This is a genomic window from Streptomyces longisporoflavus (genome assembly GCF_014649775.1).
Classification (GTDB): Bacteria; Actinomycetota; Actinomycetes; order Streptomycetales; family Streptomycetaceae; genus Streptomyces; species Streptomyces longisporoflavus.
Map to the genome: position 1 here is coordinate 321,859 of NZ_BMTR01000011.1, position 14,757 is coordinate 336,615.

Genomic DNA, 14,757 nt, shown 5'->3' on the forward strand with positions numbered 1-14,757 from the left:
AGTGCCGGAACTCGTACTGGAATTGAATGGAAGGACCTGGACGCTCGATCCATCCAGGTCGTACACCCTCGGACGTGATCCGCAGGGAGATCTCGCGCTTGACGACGCCAGGGTGTCCTGGCGTCACGCCACGATCAGCTGGAGCGGCCGCACTTGGGTCATCGAGGACCACGGCAGCACCAACGGCACCTTTGTGCAGGGCCAGCGGATCCACCAGATGGAAATCGGTCCCGGCTCGGCCGTGAACCTCGGCAACGCGACCGACGGTCCGCGGCTGAATGTGTCCGGCAGCGCCTCGGGCGCCGCCGCCGTGTCCGCACCGCAGCAGGCCGCTCAGCAGGCACCGGCCCATCAGGCGCCGCAACACCAGGCACCGCAGCACCACGCGCAGCAGCAGGGCGGTCCCGGCTGGGCCGCCCAGACGCCTGAGCAGCAGGCGCCGCAGTACCAGGCGCAGCAGCAGATGCCCCAGCAGCAGGGCTGGCCGCAGCCCCAGCAGCAGGCTCAACACCAGCAGCCTCAGCAGCCCCAGCAGCCCCAGGTCCCGCAGCAGCAGGGTCCCGGCGCGGGTTCCGGCGGTGCCGCGGGGGCCCCGCCGGTCTACGGCGACCGCAGCCCGACGACGTTCCACCAGCTCGCGCTCGGCCGCAAGATGCGCATCGGCCGCGCCCTGGAGAACGAACTGGTCGTCTCCGACCTCCAGGTCTCGCGGCACCACGCCGAGTTCACGGCCACTCCGGACGGCCGTTTCGAGATCCACGACCTCGGCTCGCACAACGGCACGTACATCAACGGTCAGCCGGTCGCGAAGTCGGGCACGGCCCTCATCGGCCCGAACGACATCGTCAGCGTCGGCCACTCGACGTTCCGGCTCGTCGGCGACCGGCTCGAGGAGTTCGTCGACACCGGTGAGATCTCCTTCTCCGCCCGCCACCTCACGGTGACGGTCGACGGCGGCAAGGACATCCTCAAGGACGTCTCCTTCGGCGTTCCGGAGAAGTCGCTCATCGCGGTCATCGGCCCCTCGGGCTCCGGAAAGTCCACCCTGCTCAAGGCGCTCACCGGCTACCGGCCCGCCAACAAGGGTGACGTCCTCTACGACAACCGGAACCTCTACAAGCAGTTCGCCGAGCTGCGCCAGCGCATCGGTCTGGTCCCGCAGGACGACATCCTGCACAAGGAACTGACCGTCAAGAAGGCCCTCAAGTACGCCGCCAAGCTGCGCTTCCCCTCGGACACCAGCGAGCAGGAGCGCGAGCAGCGCATCGACGAGGTCCTGCGCGAGCTCAAGCTGGACATCCACAAGGAGAAGAAGGTCACCTCCCTCTCCGGTGGCCAGCGCAAGCGCGTGTCGGTGGCCCTGGAGCTCCTCACCAAGCCGTCCCTTATCTTCCTGGACGAGCCGACCTCCGGCCTCGACCCGGGCATGGACCGCGACGTCATGCAGCTCCTGCGCGGCCTCGCGGACGACGGCCGTACGGTCCTGGTCGTCACGCACTCGGTCGCCGAGCTCGCGATCTGCGACAAGCTCCTGGTGATGGCGCCCGGCGGTTCGGTCGCGTACTTCGGTCCGCCGGAGGAAGCGCTCAACTTCTTCGGCTACCAGACGTGGGCCGACGTCTTCTCGGCGTTCGAGAACTACCGCGACTACGACTGGGCGGGCCGCTGGAAGGGCTCGCAGCACTACCAGATGTACGCCGCCGACATCGACGCCGTGGCCGCACAGTCGGTGCACATGCCACCACCGCAGGCGATCAGGCCGCCCAAGCCACAGGGCTGGGGCTCGCAGCTGTGGACACTGATCCGCCGCTACACCTCGGTGATCGCCTCCGACAAGGGCTTCATGGGCCTGATGGTGATCCTGCCCGCGGTTCTGGGCATCGTCAGCGTCGTCATCCCGGCCGACTTCGGGCTCGCCCCGCCCAAGCCGCCGGTCAAGTTCAACGGCGACGCGGGCACGATCATGCTGATCCTCGCGGTCGGCATGTGCTTCTCCGGCGCGGCCAACTCCGTACGTGAGCTGATCAAGGAACGGGTCATCTACGAACGGGAGCGGGCCACCGGCCTCTCCCGCTCGGCGTACCTGATGTCCAAGGTCATCGTCCTCGGCGTGATCACGGCCCTCCAGGGCGTCATCATCTGCGGCATCGGCTTCGCCACGCGCGACATGCCGGAAGAGGGCCTGATCATGCCCCCGGCCGTCGAGATCTGCCTGGTCATCATCGCCCTGGGCTTCACCTCGATGATGTTCGGCCTGGTCATCTCCTCGCTGGTGAAGACCTCCGAGAAGACCATGCCGCTCCTGGTGATGTTCGCGATCGTCCAGGTCGTCTTCACCGGCGTCCTCTTCCAGGTCTACGGCTCGCCCGGCCTGGAGCAGTTCGCCTGGCTGATGCCGTCGCGCTGGGCCATCGCGGGTGCGGGCGCCACGCTGGACCTCGCGCACCTCATGCCGCCGTGGGACCCGAAGAAGCCGGGCGACCTCGACCCGCTGTGGGAGCACTCGGCAAGCCAGTGGGGCATCAACATCACCATCCTGCTCCTGATCGGCATCGCCTGCGGCTTCGCGGTCGCACGGCTGCTGCGCCGGCACGAGCCGGAGGTCATGCGCAAGTAAGCGGCTGTCCGCGAGCAGACGAGAAGGGCGGCACCCCCGTGGGGTGCCGCCCTTCGGCGTCTGTCGAGCCTCGGTGAAGAGGTCCGTCGATCGCCCGTGTACCGGGAGACCAGGCTCAGTAGGCGCTGTTCACGTTGTCCATCGAGCCGTAGCGGTCGGCGGCGTAGTTGGCCGCGGCCGTGATGTTGGCGACCGGGTCGTAGATGTTCGTGGACGTGCCCTCGACGTGGTAGGCGTCGAAGGTCGGCTGGATGACCTGGAGCAGGCCGACGGACGGGGTGCCGTTGATGGCGTTGATGTCCCAGCCGTTCTTGGCGTTCGGGTCACCGGCGGACTCGCGGATGATGTTGCGGTGCAGGCCCTCGTAGGAACCGGGGATGCCCTTGGCCTTCATGATGTCCAGGGACTGGCGGATCCAGCCGTCGAGGTTGTTGGCGTAGACCGGCTTGCGCGCGGCGGCACGGCTCGCGGCTTCCTTGGCCTTGCGCTCGTCCTCGGCCTTCTTCTTGGCCGCGGCCTGCTCGTCGGCCCGCTTCTTCGCGGCGGCGTCGGCCTCGGCCTTCGCCTTCGCGGCAGCGGCGTCCTTGGCCTGCTTGTCGGCGTTGGTCTGCTGCTTGGCGACGCCGGCGTGCACCGACTGCTGGGCGTCGGCGTTCTGCGTGAAGGCCACGGGGGCGGCGGAGACGTCGCCGGTTCCGGCATCGGCGCTGCCCGGCACGAGGGAGAACGCGAGGGCAGCGGCGCCGAGCGTGGCGACACCGGCGATCGAGAACTTCTGGGTCTTGGTCAGCTCGGGGCGACTATGACCAGGGGTGGTGTGCTGGGACATGCTGATGGACCTCTTCGAATAGCGGAGGTCGCTCCGGCCGGCGGGGACATTGCTTCTTCCGGCACAAACGCCGCGGTGCGAGACCGCGGCGCCGAGCGACGGGAGCAATTGTTAGCGGCCGCAAAATTCTGTGGCAAAGCAGTGACGTACGAAGCCGGGTAGTGGATCAGGGGGTACGTCGTACCTTTTGACTGCATTCCTCGCCATGCGCATAAAGGGATATCTCATCCACTAGGGGACTTCGTACGTGACATGCACCCTATGCGCGGGCTCACATCGGACGCGTAACAAACTCACCTTGAGTTGCCACAGCAACTCTCTGGGTGAGCAAACTCCTCCGGAAGGAGGAGGTGTACGTCGCCGAACTCGTGCCAGAGGTAGAGACGGCGTACCGCCTCCGCGTAACCCCGGTCGACGGCGGCCCGGCCCGCGACCGCCTCCAACATCAGCAGATGCGAGGCCTGCGGCTCGTGCAGCCCCGTGAGCAGCCCGTCCACCACGCGTACGCCCCGTTCGGGTGTCACCACGAGCTCCGTGCGTCCCGCCGCCGCCCGGACCACCCCGTCGGGCCCCGCGGCGGACTCGACCGCGCGCACGGCCGTCGTGCCGACCGCGATGACGCGTCCTCCGCCCGCCCGCGCGGCATTGACGAGGCGCGCCGACGTCTGCGGCACCGCGAAGAGCTCCGGGTACGGCGGCTCGTGCGCCTCCGGCGATGCCACGCCCGTATGCAGGACGACCGGCGCGAACTGCACACCCCGGCTCACCAGGCGTGCCACCAGGTCCGCGGTGAACGGCCGGGCCGCGCTCGGCATCTCCGCACTGCCCGTCCCGTCGGCCGAGGGGAGCGCGAACACCGTCTGGTGGGCGGCGAGCGGCTGGTCCCTCTCTGTATAGGAGTAACGGATGGGGCGCCCGTGCCGCCGCAGCAGTGACGGCACATCGGCCGGCACTCCGGCCCACCACAGCCGCTCGCTCCCCGGCGCAAGCGGTTCCTCCAGGACGAGTCGTACGTCTCCGGGGAGCCGCACGACACAACCCGCGGGCCCGCCCGCACGTGCACGCGTGGTGCCCCGCCCGTCCGGATCGCGCAGCTCGACGGCCCACCGTCCGTCGTCGCCCCGCGTCGAGAAGTGCACCACCACGCGCGCGTGCCCGGCGGTGCCGTCGACCGCGGCGGGCAGCGTCTGCGAGGTGTTCACGATCAGCAGGTCCCCGGCCCGCAGCAGCGAGGGCAGGTCGGCGAACGCCCGATGCGAGACCTCCGTCCCGTGCGACACGAGCAGCCGCACCGCGTCCCTGCCGAGCCCCTGACCCCGCTGCTCGACGGGAACCCGCGCCGACAACTCCTCCGGCACCCGCACGGCCAGCGTCATCGGGCGTCCACGGAGACAGAGCCGGCCACGCCCAGCAGAGAAGGAGCGGAGTACCGCCCGCTCGGCGGACGCTCGTCGAGCAGCCGCAGGAAGGCCGGCACCACCGTCCCCGGCGACGGCCGCCCCGAGGCGTCATCGCCCGGAACGGCCGCTTCGTAGAGGTCGGTCCGCATGTCACCGGGGTCGACCGCCCACACCCGGATCCCCGGCTCCTCCACGGCGAGCACCGCCGACAGATGATCGAGGGCGGCCTTGGACGCCCCGTACCCGCCCCACGTCTCGTACGCCTCGACGGCCGCGTCGGAACTGACGTCCACCACCGCCCCCGCCCCCGAGGCCCGCAACAGGGGCAGCGCCCCCTGGACCAGCCCGAGCGCCGCCACGACATTGGTCTCCAGCGCCTGCCGCAGTCCCTCGGACGTGAGCTCTTCGAGGCGTACGAGAGGCTCCGCACCCAGCGCGCTCGCGTTGTTCACCAGGAGATCAAGACCGCCTAGGCCGCGCGCCGCCGCCACCAGATCCGCGCGGTGCCCGGCATCCGTGACGTCCCCCGCGAGGGCCTCTACGCGCGTGCCGTGCGCCGCCGGCTCGCGCGCTGCCTCCTCCAGCGCGGACGCCGTTCTGGCGTCGAGCACCAGATCCCAGCCGCGCTCCGCGAGCGCGGCCGCCAGCGCGCGCCCCAGCCCTTTAGAAGCCCCCGTGATGATCGCTACCGGCATGACATCCGTCCCCTCGGGTCGCCCTGACAGCCGCTTCCGCGGCGGATGACCCCACGCTAGGAACGGGCCCGCCGCCGACGCCTCGTGCGCGGGCCGCAACGGCCCGGGGACCTTGGGTCTACGCCCGGCGGCCCGGGGCCTTTGGGCCTACGCCCCCCGGCCTAGGCATGGGCCGCCACAGGTCCGATACGCACTGTCACACCCCGCCGGTACCGTGAGGCCATGAGTCAAGGACACCGGTCCGGCCTGAACGCGGTGAGCTCCGCGCTTCTCGCCATGAGCAGGCAGCTCGAGGTGCGCGACGTCCTCAAGACGATCGTCGCCTCCGCCCGCGAGCTGCTCGACGCGGAGTATGCGGCGCTCGGCGTCCCGGACGACCACGGCGGATTCGCCCAGTTCGTCGTCGACGGCGTCAGCGAGGAGCAGTGGCGCGCCATCGGCCCGCTGCCCCGCCAGCACGGCATCCTCGCCTCGATGCTGCACAGGGCCGAGCCCGAGCGTCTCGCCGACGTCCGCGAGGACCCGCGTTTCGAGGGCTGGCCGTCCGCCCACCCGGACATGTCCGATTTCCTGGGCCTGCCGATCCGGTCCGGCGACGAAACGCTCGGCGCGCTCTTCCTCGCGAACAAGAAGTGTCCCAAGCCGCAGGGCGGTTGCGGCTTCACCGCCGAGGACGAAGAACTCCTGACGATCCTCGCCCAGCACGCCGCGATCGCCCTCACGAACGCCCGGCTCTACGAGCGCAGCCGCGAGCTGACCATCGCCGAGGAGCGCTCGCGCCTCGCCCACGAACTGCACGACGCCGTCAGCCAGAAGCTGTTCTCCCTGCGCCTGACGGCCCAGGCCGCGGCCGCCCTGGTGGACCGCGATCCCTCGCGGGCCAAGGGCGAACTCCAGCAGGTGGCGGTCCTCGCGGCCGAGGCCGCGGACGAACTGCGCTCCGCCGTGGTGGAGTTGCGCCCCGCGGCCCTGGACGAGGACGGCCTGGTGGCCACCTTGCGCACGCACACGCAGGTCCTCGACCGCGCCCACTCCGCCGAAGTCACCTTCGAGAGCTGCGCGGTTCGCGCCCTTCCCGCGGCCCAGGAGGAAGCGATGCTGCGCGTCGCCCAGGAGGCGCTGCACAACGCCTTGCGCCACTCGGGGGCCGAACGCGTCGGCGTGACCCTGGTGCGGCGCGGCGCGGGAGCCGTGCTGCGCGTCACGGACGACGGCGGCGGCTTCGACCCGCGGCGGATCCGCCGCGAGGGGCGGCACTTGGGCCTGGTCTCCATGCGGGACAGGGCCGGCGGGGTCGGCGGACGGCTGACCGTGGAATCGGAGCCCGGCAAGGGCACGACGATCGAGATGGAGGTTCCCGGTGGCTGACGCTGTGCTTCATCCGCGGACAGGGATCCGGGTGCTGCTGGTCGACGACCACCAGGTGGTCCGCCGCGGTCTGCGTACGTTCCTCGAGGTCCAGGACGACATCGAGGTCGTGGGGGAGGCGTCGGACGGCGCCGAAGGGATCGAGCAGGCCGAGAAGTTGAAACCGGACGTCGTCCTCATGGACGTCAAGATGCCGGGCATGGACGGCGTCGAGGCGCTGCGCAAGCTCCGCGAACTGGCCAACCCCGCGCGCGTGCTCATCGTCACCAGCTTCACCGAGAAACGCACGGTCGTCCCGGCCCTGCGCGCCGGCGCCGCCGGGTATGTCTACAAGGACGTGGACCCGGAGGCACTGGCGGGCGCCATCCGATCGGTGCACGCGGGCCATGTCCTCCTCCAGCCCGAAGTGGCGGGGGCGCTGCTGTCCCAGGAGGAGAGCAACGCCGGGCAGGGGAGGGGCGGGTCGCTCACCGAGCGGGAGCGGGAGGTCCTCGGGCTCATCGCCGACGGCCGCTCGAACCGCGAGATCGCGCGGGCGCTCGTCCTCTCCGAGAAGACCGTCAAGACCCACGTCTCGAACATCCTGATGAAACTGGACCTCGCCGACCGCACCCAGGCCGCCCTGTGGGCCGTACGACATGGTGTGACCGGCTGATTAGCGTTTCTGCACACGCCGTCAACCGGCGGTGCCGATGGATGCGTCGCGGTCTGAGATTCATACCGTCGTGTGGATGTCCCCCGATCGGCGCAACCTGCGGGCCGCCCGGCCGTTCTCCAGTGCGTGCTGCGGCGGCTGGCCGCGGCGATCGCTTAGGAGGATCCAGAAGTGAAGAACCTGAAGAAGGCCGCCGCTGTCACGATGGTGGCGGGTGGCCTCGTCGTCGCCGGTGCCGGTCTCGCCTCCGCCACGGACGGCGCGCACGCGGGCGGCAAGGCCGTGAACTCGCCGGGCGTCGGCTCCGGGAACCTCGTCCAGGCGCCGGTGCACGTCCCCGTGAACGCCGTGGGCAACACCGTCTCCGTCATCGGCGCCCTCAACCCGGCCTTCGGGAACGACGGCGTGAACGTCTGACGTCACGCGGCCCCGCAGTGACCACCGGCCTCCCGGGCCCTCCCCGGGAGGCCGGTCTGCTGTGCCCCGAGGGGGCGCCCCGAAGGGGCGCGGGGAACTGCGCGCCAAGCTACGAACGGCCCGCGGTCAGAGAAGAAGCACCCCGCCCCCCGACCGAAGCCCACCGCGCAGCGGCAGCCACCGGGCACCCCGAGACCAGCCCCCCAAGGCGTCCCCCGGGCTACCTCTCCCGCTCCTCCACATAGGCGTTGTACGCGGCCACCTGGGCCCGCCGAGCCGTCCGCTCCACCGGCCGCAGCGCCTCACCCCGCGCGGCCATCTCCGAGGCGCTCACGGCCCCGCCGTGGCCGTTCTCGTACGCCAGTGAGATCAGCAGGCCGACCCGCTGGGCCAGCTCCAACACCCGTACCGCACGAGGCGGATATCCCGGCGCGAGCACCTCACGCCCCCGCTCGGCCCGCGCCCGGTAGGCGTCCACCGCCGCCTCGGCCACCGGCCCCGACCCCGCGACGTCGAGCCGCGAGAGCACCTCCGTCGCGTCCCGCAGCGCCTCCGCCAGCTCCCGCTCCGCCTCGCCGAGCGAGGGCACGTCGGCGGGCGGCGCCTCCCGTACGGGCAGGCAGTGCCAGAGGACCTCCACGTGCACGTCACCGGCGGGCCCCGCCTCGGACACCTCGGGCACCAGGCCGTACGGAGCGCCGTAGGCGACGACCGCCTCCTCGGCGTCCAGAGCCCGCGCGTTGAAGGCGGGCGGCCCGCTCAGGCCCAGCGGATGCCCCGGCGCGGGCAGAGCGACCCGCAGGCCGGTCACCCCGAGCGTGCGCAGCCTTCCGACGGCGAGGGAGAGACCGACGGGCCCCGACTCGCCGGGGAGACCTTCGACCCGGTGCACGGCGTCGTCGCCGACCATGGCGAGCACCGCGTCATCCGGTGAGACAAGTCCGGCAAGAAGGGCATTTCCCCATGCGGCCAGGCGTCCTGAGCGTGGTTCCGAGAGCATGCGTACAGCCTAAGGACCGGGCTAAGGGCGGGAGCGCTCGACCGGTGGCGTAGGTTTTCTCCCAGGGGACTGCGTCCACAGACGCAAGCGACAGCCGAGACTGCAATGGGAGACAACGCGCTCATGAGCGATGTACTGGAGCTGGAGGACGTATCCGTTGTCCGCGAGGGCCGGGCTCTGGTGGACCAGGTCTCGTGGTCGGTCAAGGAGGGTGAGCGCTGGGTCATCCTCGGACCGAACGGCGCGGGCAAGACCACCCTCCTGAACGTCGCGTCCAGCTACCTCCACCCGAGCACCGGCACCGCGACCATCCTCGGCGAGACCCTCGGCAAGCCCGGCACGGACGTCTTCGAGCTCCGCCCGCGCATCGGCGTGGCCGGCATCGCGATGGCCGAGAAGCTGCCCAAGAACCAGACCGTGCTCCAGACGGTGCTCACCGCCGCGTACGGCATGACCGCCGGCTGGCACGAGGACTACGAAGACGTCGACGAGCAGCGCGCCCGTGCCTTCCTCGACCGCCTCGGCATGACCGAGTACCTGGACCGCAGGTTCGGCACCCTCTCCGAGGGAGAGCGCAAGCGCACCCTGATCGCGCGCGCCCTGATGACCGACCCCGAGCTGCTCCTGCTCGACGAGCCCGCCGCGGGCCTCGACCTCGGCGGCCGCGAAGACCTCGTACGACGCCTCGGCCGCCTCGCCCGCGACCCGATCGCCCCCTCGATGATCATGGTCACGCACCACGTCGAGGAGATCGCCCCCGGCTTCACCCACGTCCTCATGATCCGCCAGGGCAAGATCATGGCCGCGGGCCCGCTGGAACTCGAACTGACCTCGCGCAACCTCTCCATGTGCTTCGGACTGCCCCTGGTGGTCGAGGAGCGCGGCGAGCGCTGGAGCGCGCAGGGCCTCCCGCTCGGCTGACACTCCGGCGCGAACTACCGTGCCCGCTCCGGCCGGTAGATCACGTGCCCTGTGCGGGACGGTCCCGCGGTCCTACCATGAACACGTGGACATCGACGCATGGGTGTGGTGGCTGATCGGCGCCGTCGCGCTCGGAATCCCGCTCGTACTGACCGCGATGCCGGAGCTCGGCATGCTCTCCGTGGGCGCCGTCGCGGGCGCCGTGACCGCCGGCCTCGGCGGCGACACGGTGCTCCAAGTCGTCGTATTCGCCGCGGTGTCGGTCGCGCTCATCGCGGTCGTGCGCCCGGTCGCGGCCCGACAACGCGCCCAAGGCCCCAGACTGGCCACGGGAGTAGAGGCACTGAAGGGCAGAACAGCCGTCGTCGTGGAGCGCGTCGACGGCTCCGGCGGCCGGATCAAGCTCGCCGGCGAGATCTGGTCGGCACGCGCACTCGACACCGCCCAGAGCTACGAGGCGGGACACGAGGTGGATGTCGTGGAGATCGACGGAGCGACGGCCATCGTCATGTGAATGCACCACGGGGTGAGCGGCGGTCTGACAGACTCGACCAGCAAGATCTTCGCGGGCATCGTGGCTCTGCGGATCTTCCGGGAACACCGAGGCAAGAGGGGTACGGGGAGCAACGATGCAACCAATCATCATCGTCCTGATCATTCTGGTGGTGCTGGTATTCATCGCCCTGATCAAGACGATCCAGGTCATCCCGCAGGCCAGTGCGGCGATCGTCGAGCGCTTCGGCCGCTACACACGAACGCTGAACGCGGGCCTGAACATCGTCGTCCCGTTCATCGACTCGATCCGCAACCGCATCGACCTGCGTGAACAGGTCGTCCCGTTCCCGCCCCAGCCGGTGATCACCCAGGACAACCTCGTGGTGAACATCGACACCGTCATCTACTACCAGGTGACCGACGCCCGCGCCGCGACGTACGAGGTCGCCAGCTACATCCAGGCGATCGAGCAGCTCACCGTCACGACGCTGCGCAACATCATCGGTGGCATGGACCTGGAGCGGACCCTGACCTCCCGCGAGGAGATCAACGCCGCGCTGCGAGGCGTCCTCGACGAGGCCACCGGCAAGTGGGGCATCCGCGTCAACCGCGTCGAGCTCAAGGCGATCGAGCCGCCGACCTCCATCCAGGACTCGATGGAGAAGCAGATGCGCGCCGACCGCGACAAGCGCGCCGCGATCCTCCAGGCCGAAGGTGTACGGCAGTCGGAGATCCTGCGCGCCGAAGGCGAGAAGCAGTCCGCGATCCTGCGCGCCGAGGGTGAGGCCAAGGCCGCGGCGCTGCGTGCAGAGGGCGAGGCCCAGGCCATCCGTACGGTCTTCGAGTCCATCCACGCCGGAGACGCGGACCAGAAGCTCCTCTCGTACCAGTACCTCCAGATGCTCCCGAAGATCGCCGAGGGCGACGCGAACAAGCTCTGGATCGTGCCCAGCGAGATCGGCGACGCCCTCAAGGGCCTCGGCGGCGCACTCGGCAACTTCGGCCCCATGGGGGGCGGCGGCGGTTCGGTGCCCGCACAGGGCAAGGAGCGCCGCGAACAGCCGCCGATCGACTGACGCAAGAAACCCGCGCCCCGAGGGGGCGCGGGGAACTGCGCGCTCGGCCAAGGCCGGGCGGCTACGCGGCAGGCGCTGCCAGCCACTCCGGCAGCGCCGCCAACTCGTCCCGGCCAAGCGCCAGCAGCATGGCGTCCGCGGGAGTCGGCTCAAAGGGCTGCCGCAACAACGGCATCCCCGCCTCCTCCGGCGTACGGTCCGCTTTGCGGTGATTGTCGAGGGCGCACGAAGCAACCGTGTTCAGCCAGGTGTCCCCGCCGCCCTGCGCCCGCGGCACCACGTGGTCCACGGTCGTCGCCCGCCGCCCGCAGTACGCGCACCTGTGCTGGTCCCGTACGAGAACACCGCGCCGCGACCACGGAGCCCGTCTTCGGAAAGGCACCCGTACATACCTGCAGAGCCTGATCACCCGCGGCACCGGTATCTCGACCGCCGCCGCGCGCACACGGAGTCCGGGGTGGGCCTGCTCGACGACTGCCTTGTCACTGAGGACCAGTACGACGGCACGGTTCAGCGTCACCGTCGACAGCGGCTCGAAGCTCGCGTTCAGCACCAGCGTGTCCCGCATTTCGCCCACCTCCCGTATGCACACCGACCCACCCCCCGGCGGGCTGGGATCAACTCTGGCCGGGCACGCCGAGATGGACAACGCAATAAAAAATGCCCGCCCCTGATCACTTCCATGACCAGGGGCGGGCAAACGTTCAGTGAACGCTCAGCTACCGGCGGGAGCCGCATACTCGGCGAGCAACTGCGCCCGCCCGATCGTGTGGAACCGGAGGTTGAACCCGACGGCGGCGGGCGGAGTGTCGGAATCGGGACCGAGCTTCTCCTGGTCCACCGCGTACACGGTGAACACATAGCGGTGCGCCGGGTCGCCGGGCGGCGGCGCTGCGCCACCGAACTCCTTCGTCCCGTAGTCGTTGCGCACCTGCACCGCGCCCTCGGGCAGCCCCTCGAACTTGCCGCTGCCCGCGCCGGTGGGCAGTTCCGTCACCGACACCGGGATGTCGATGACCGACCAGTGCCAGAACCCGCTGCCCGTGGGCGCGTCCGGGTCGAAGCACGTCACGGCGAAACTCTTGGTCTCCGGCGGGAAGCCTTCCCACCGCAGGTGCGGCGAGGTGTTCCCGGCCGCATGAACCTGAGCGTCCTTAAGGACCGCCCCCGGCTCGACGTCATCGCTCACGACCGTGAACGACGGCACGGGCGGATGGAAGTCATGGGGAAGCGGCGGCCTCTTGAGCTCGGTCACGTCGGCACCTCCTGATTGATTCCTGCTCTGCGGCAGCTCTACAGCTCTTCCGTACCGAGCCTAGAACCAGTTGCGCTTGCTGCCGACCTGGGACAGCCACTCGTTCAGGTACCCCGCCCAGTCCGTGCCCTGGAAGTCGTTCAGACCGACCTTGAACGAGCGGAACGAGTCGCTGCTCTCGCTGAAGAGACCCGGCTTCTTGTCCATCTCCAGGACGACGTCCATCTCGCGGTCGTCGGCGATGAAGCTCAGCTCGACCTGGTTCAGACCGCGGTACTGCTGCGGCGGGAAGAACTCGATCTCCTGGTAGAACGGCAGCTTCTGCCGCGTACCGCGGATGTGACCGCGCTCCATGTCGGCGCTCTTGAAGCGGAAGCCCAGCTGAATGAAGGCGTCCAGGATGGCCTGCTGCGCCGGCAGCGGGTGCACGTTGATCGGGTCGAGGTCACCGGAGTCCACCGCACGCGCGATCTCCAACTCGGTGGTCACACCGATGTTCATCCCGCGCAGCTGCTGCCCGTCGATGGAGGTGATCGGCGTCTCCCAGGGGATCTCCAGGCCGAACGGCACCGCGTGCACCTGGCCCGCCTGGAGCGTGAAGGCCCCACCGAGGCGCAGCTTGGTGAACTCGATGTCCTGCTTCGTCTCCTGGTCCTGGCCCTCGACCTCGACCCGCGCCTGCAGACCGACGGACAGACCCTCGATCTCCTGGTCGACGGAACCGCCCTGGATCCGCACCTCACCCTGGACGACACCACCGGGTACGACGTTGACCTCGGTCAGCACCGTCTCCACCGAGGCACCGCCGGCACCCAGGCTCGCAAGCAGCTTCTTGAACCCCATGACTCTCCTCCCCCAGGCCCCGCCTGTGGTTCGACTCGACTTAAATCCTTGATCCATACAAACGCGAGCAACCCGCGTCCGGTTCCGAGCCCTCACCCTGGCAACCCGTCCGGCCTGTGGCCACCCGCCCGGCCGGACCGTCTCCAGTAGTCTCGGACAGCATGATCAAGGCCCCTGACCGTACGCCCCTCACGCACGACTTCTTCGCTCGCCCCGTCCTCGAAGTCGCCCCGGATCTTCTGGGCCGCATCCTCGTACGCAGCTCACCGGAGGGTCCGATCGAGCTGCGCCTCACAGAGGTGGAGGCCTACGCGGGCGAGGCCGACCCGGGGTCGCACGCCTATCGCGGCCCGACCGCCCGCAACAGCGTGATGTTCGGTCCGCCCGGCCACGCGTACGTCTACTTCACCTACGGCATGTGGCACTGCCTCAACGTGGTGTGCGGTCCTGAGGGCCAGGCGAGCGGTGTCCTGCTCAGGGCGGGGGAGATCACGACCGGCGCGGAGATCGCCCGCAAGCGCCGACTCTCGGCCCGCAACGACAGGGAACTGGCCAAAGGCCCCGCACGCCTGGCCACGGCCCTTGACGTGGACCGCAGCCAGAACGGCGTAGACCTCTGTACGGGAGAAGACGCCCCCCTCAGCCTGCTTACGGGGACCCCCGTCGACCCCGAGCAGCTCAGCAGCGGCCCGCGTACGGGAGTCGGCGGTGAAGGCGCCGTCCACCCCTGGCGCTTCTGGATCCCCAACGACCCGACGGTCAGCCCCTATCGGGCCCATGCGCCGCGGCGCCGCCGAACTTGACGCGGCCTTGGGCGGACCGTAATGTAGCCCGAGCCGCTTGACCCGGTGACGGCGTTCTGCCAGCAGCTGGAAGCGGCCAACCACTACCTACGACTTCCCCTCAGCGGGGGCGCATTTCGCATGCTCGCATGCTGGAATTCGAACTCGCGGAACTCGATTATGAGTTGCAGAGGGAATCCGCTAACGTAGTGAACACGCCGAAAGGCAAAGGCCCTCCAACGGCCACCGGAAATGAAATCCGAACCGGGAACGGAACGGAAAACGGATCTGGTAGAGTTGGAAACGCAAGACAGCAAGAACAGCAAGACAAAATGAAACACCGAAGGGAAGCGCCCGGAGGAAAGCCCGAGAGGGTGAGTACAAAGGAAGCGTCCGTTCCTTGA

The 14,757-nt window shown here is 69.6% G+C and carries 15 protein-coding genes; 8 read left to right on the top strand and 7 right to left on the bottom strand.

Translation table 11 applies throughout. From position 1 onward, the window contains the following. Position 1 precedes the first annotated feature (1 nt). Complete coding sequence (locus IE226_RS23940; protein WP_190083375.1) at positions 2-2,617, top strand: ABC transporter ATP-binding protein/permease; 2,616 nt, start codon at positions 2-4, stop codon at positions 2,615-2,617. A 115-nt stretch (positions 2,618-2,732) separates the two neighbouring features. Here the strand turns inward: IE226_RS23940 and IE226_RS23945 are convergent, their stop codons facing one another. The 3 genes from IE226_RS23945 to IE226_RS23955 all read right to left on the bottom strand — a co-directional run bounded on the left by IE226_RS23945 (position 2,733) and on the right by IE226_RS23955 (position 5,541). Then, complete coding sequence (locus IE226_RS23945; protein ID WP_190083376.1) at positions 2,733-3,446, bottom strand: transglycosylase SLT domain-containing protein; 714 nt, start codon at positions 3,444-3,446, stop codon at positions 2,733-2,735. Positions 3,447-3,739: 293 nt separating this feature from the next. Beyond that, the gene (locus IE226_RS23950) at positions 3,740-4,822 is read right to left on the bottom strand and encodes an S-adenosylmethionine:tRNA ribosyltransferase-isomerase (protein WP_190083377.1); all 1,083 of its coding nucleotides are present in this window, start codon (positions 4,820-4,822) and stop codon (positions 3,740-3,742) included. Beyond that, complete coding sequence (locus tag IE226_RS23955) at positions 4,819-5,541, bottom strand: SDR family NAD(P)-dependent oxidoreductase (RefSeq protein WP_190083378.1); 723 nt, start codon at positions 5,539-5,541, stop codon at positions 4,819-4,821. The genes IE226_RS23950 and IE226_RS23955 overlap by 4 nt, the downstream gene beginning before the upstream one ends. Before the next feature lie 222 nt (positions 5,542-5,763). Between IE226_RS23955 and IE226_RS23960 the strand changes: the two genes are divergently transcribed. The 3 genes from IE226_RS23960 to IE226_RS23970 all read left to right on the top strand — a co-directional run bounded on the left by IE226_RS23960 (position 5,764) and on the right by IE226_RS23970 (position 7,981). Continuing rightward, entirely contained in the window at positions 5,764-6,909 is a 1,146-nt protein-coding gene (locus IE226_RS23960) for a GAF domain-containing sensor histidine kinase (protein ID WP_190083379.1), read from the top strand. Beyond that, the gene (locus tag IE226_RS23965; protein WP_308429521.1) at positions 6,902-7,564 is read left to right on the top strand and encodes a response regulator; all 663 of its coding nucleotides are present in this window, start codon (positions 6,902-6,904) and stop codon (positions 7,562-7,564) included. Before IE226_RS23960 ends, IE226_RS23965 begins: the two co-directional genes overlap by 8 nt. A gap of 171 nt (positions 7,565-7,735) precedes the next feature. Continuing rightward, positions 7,736-7,981, top strand: coding sequence for a chaplin (locus tag IE226_RS23970; protein ID WP_190083380.1), 246 nt, complete (start codon positions 7,736-7,738; stop codon positions 7,979-7,981). Positions 7,982-8,201: 220 nt separating this feature from the next. Here IE226_RS23970 and IE226_RS23975 read toward each other — a convergent pair whose 3' ends face one another. Beyond that, positions 8,202-8,981, bottom strand: coding sequence for an Rv1486c family protein (locus IE226_RS23975; protein WP_190083381.1), 780 nt, complete (start codon positions 8,979-8,981; stop codon positions 8,202-8,204). A gap of 123 nt (positions 8,982-9,104) precedes the next feature. Between IE226_RS23975 and IE226_RS23980 the strand changes: the two genes are divergently transcribed. The 3 genes from IE226_RS23980 to IE226_RS23990 all read left to right on the top strand — a co-directional run bounded on the left by IE226_RS23980 (position 9,105) and on the right by IE226_RS23990 (position 11,473). Next, a complete protein-coding gene (locus IE226_RS23980; protein WP_190083382.1) occupies positions 9,105-9,902 on the top strand; it encodes an ABC transporter ATP-binding protein in 798 nt (265 codons plus the stop codon). 85 nt (positions 9,903-9,987) lie between these two features. Next, positions 9,988-10,416, top strand: coding sequence for an NfeD family protein (locus IE226_RS23985; protein ID WP_190083383.1), 429 nt, complete (start codon positions 9,988-9,990; stop codon positions 10,414-10,416). A 115-nt stretch (positions 10,417-10,531) separates the two neighbouring features. Next, the gene (locus IE226_RS23990) at positions 10,532-11,473 is read left to right on the top strand and encodes an SPFH domain-containing protein (RefSeq protein ID WP_190083384.1); all 942 of its coding nucleotides are present in this window, start codon (positions 10,532-10,534) and stop codon (positions 11,471-11,473) included. Positions 11,474-11,534: 61 nt separating this feature from the next. On the opposite strand, the gene IE226_RS23995 is transcribed toward IE226_RS23990, so the two are convergent. The 3 genes from IE226_RS23995 to IE226_RS24005 all read right to left on the bottom strand — a co-directional run bounded on the left by IE226_RS23995 (position 11,535) and on the right by IE226_RS24005 (position 13,571). Continuing rightward, entirely contained in the window at positions 11,535-12,041 is a 507-nt protein-coding gene (locus tag IE226_RS23995; RefSeq protein ID WP_190083385.1) for an HNH endonuclease, read from the bottom strand. Positions 12,042-12,188: 147 nt separating this feature from the next. Then, a complete protein-coding gene (locus IE226_RS24000; protein WP_190083386.1) occupies positions 12,189-12,728 on the bottom strand; it encodes a YbhB/YbcL family Raf kinase inhibitor-like protein in 540 nt (179 codons plus the stop codon). Positions 12,729-12,788: 60 nt separating this feature from the next. Continuing rightward, positions 12,789-13,571: a sporulation protein gene (locus tag IE226_RS24005; protein WP_190083387.1), complete on the bottom strand. Its 783-nt coding sequence runs from the start codon at positions 13,569-13,571 to the stop codon at positions 12,789-12,791. Positions 13,572-13,732: 161 nt separating this feature from the next. Between IE226_RS24005 and IE226_RS24010 the strand changes: the two genes are divergently transcribed. After that, positions 13,733-14,374: a DNA-3-methyladenine glycosylase gene (locus IE226_RS24010; RefSeq protein WP_190083388.1), complete on the top strand. Its 642-nt coding sequence runs from the start codon at positions 13,733-13,735 to the stop codon at positions 14,372-14,374. Positions 14,375-14,757: the final 383 nt, after the last annotated feature.

Coding starts and splice junctions, on each gene's coding strand:
- IE226_RS23955 (WP_190083378.1), bottom strand. CDS start 5,541: ATGCCGGTAGCGATCATCACGGGGGCTTCTAAAGGGCTGGGGCGCGCG.
- IE226_RS23980 (WP_190083382.1), top strand. CDS start 9,105: ATGAGCGATGTACTGGAGCTGGAGGACGTATCCGTTGTCCGCGAGGGC.
- IE226_RS23945 (WP_190083376.1), bottom strand. CDS start 3,446: ATGTCCCAGCACACCACCCCTGGTCATAGTCGCCCCGAGCTGACCAAG.
- IE226_RS23990 (WP_190083384.1), top strand. CDS start 10,532: ATGCAACCAATCATCATCGTCCTGATCATTCTGGTGGTGCTGGTATTC.
- IE226_RS23975 (WP_190083381.1), bottom strand. CDS start 8,981: ATGCTCTCGGAACCACGCTCAGGACGCCTGGCCGCATGGGGAAATGCC.
- IE226_RS24005 (WP_190083387.1), bottom strand. CDS start 13,571: ATGGGGTTCAAGAAGCTGCTTGCGAGCCTGGGTGCCGGCGGTGCCTCG.
- IE226_RS23960 (WP_190083379.1), top strand. CDS start 5,764: ATGAGTCAAGGACACCGGTCCGGCCTGAACGCGGTGAGCTCCGCGCTT.
- IE226_RS23950 (WP_190083377.1), bottom strand. CDS start 4,822: ATGACGCTGGCCGTGCGGGTGCCGGAGGAGTTGTCGGCGCGGGTTCCC.
- IE226_RS24010 (WP_190083388.1), top strand. CDS start 13,733: ATGATCAAGGCCCCTGACCGTACGCCCCTCACGCACGACTTCTTCGCT.
- IE226_RS23995 (WP_190083385.1), bottom strand. CDS start 12,041: ATGCGGGACACGCTGGTGCTGAACGCGAGCTTCGAGCCGCTGTCGACG.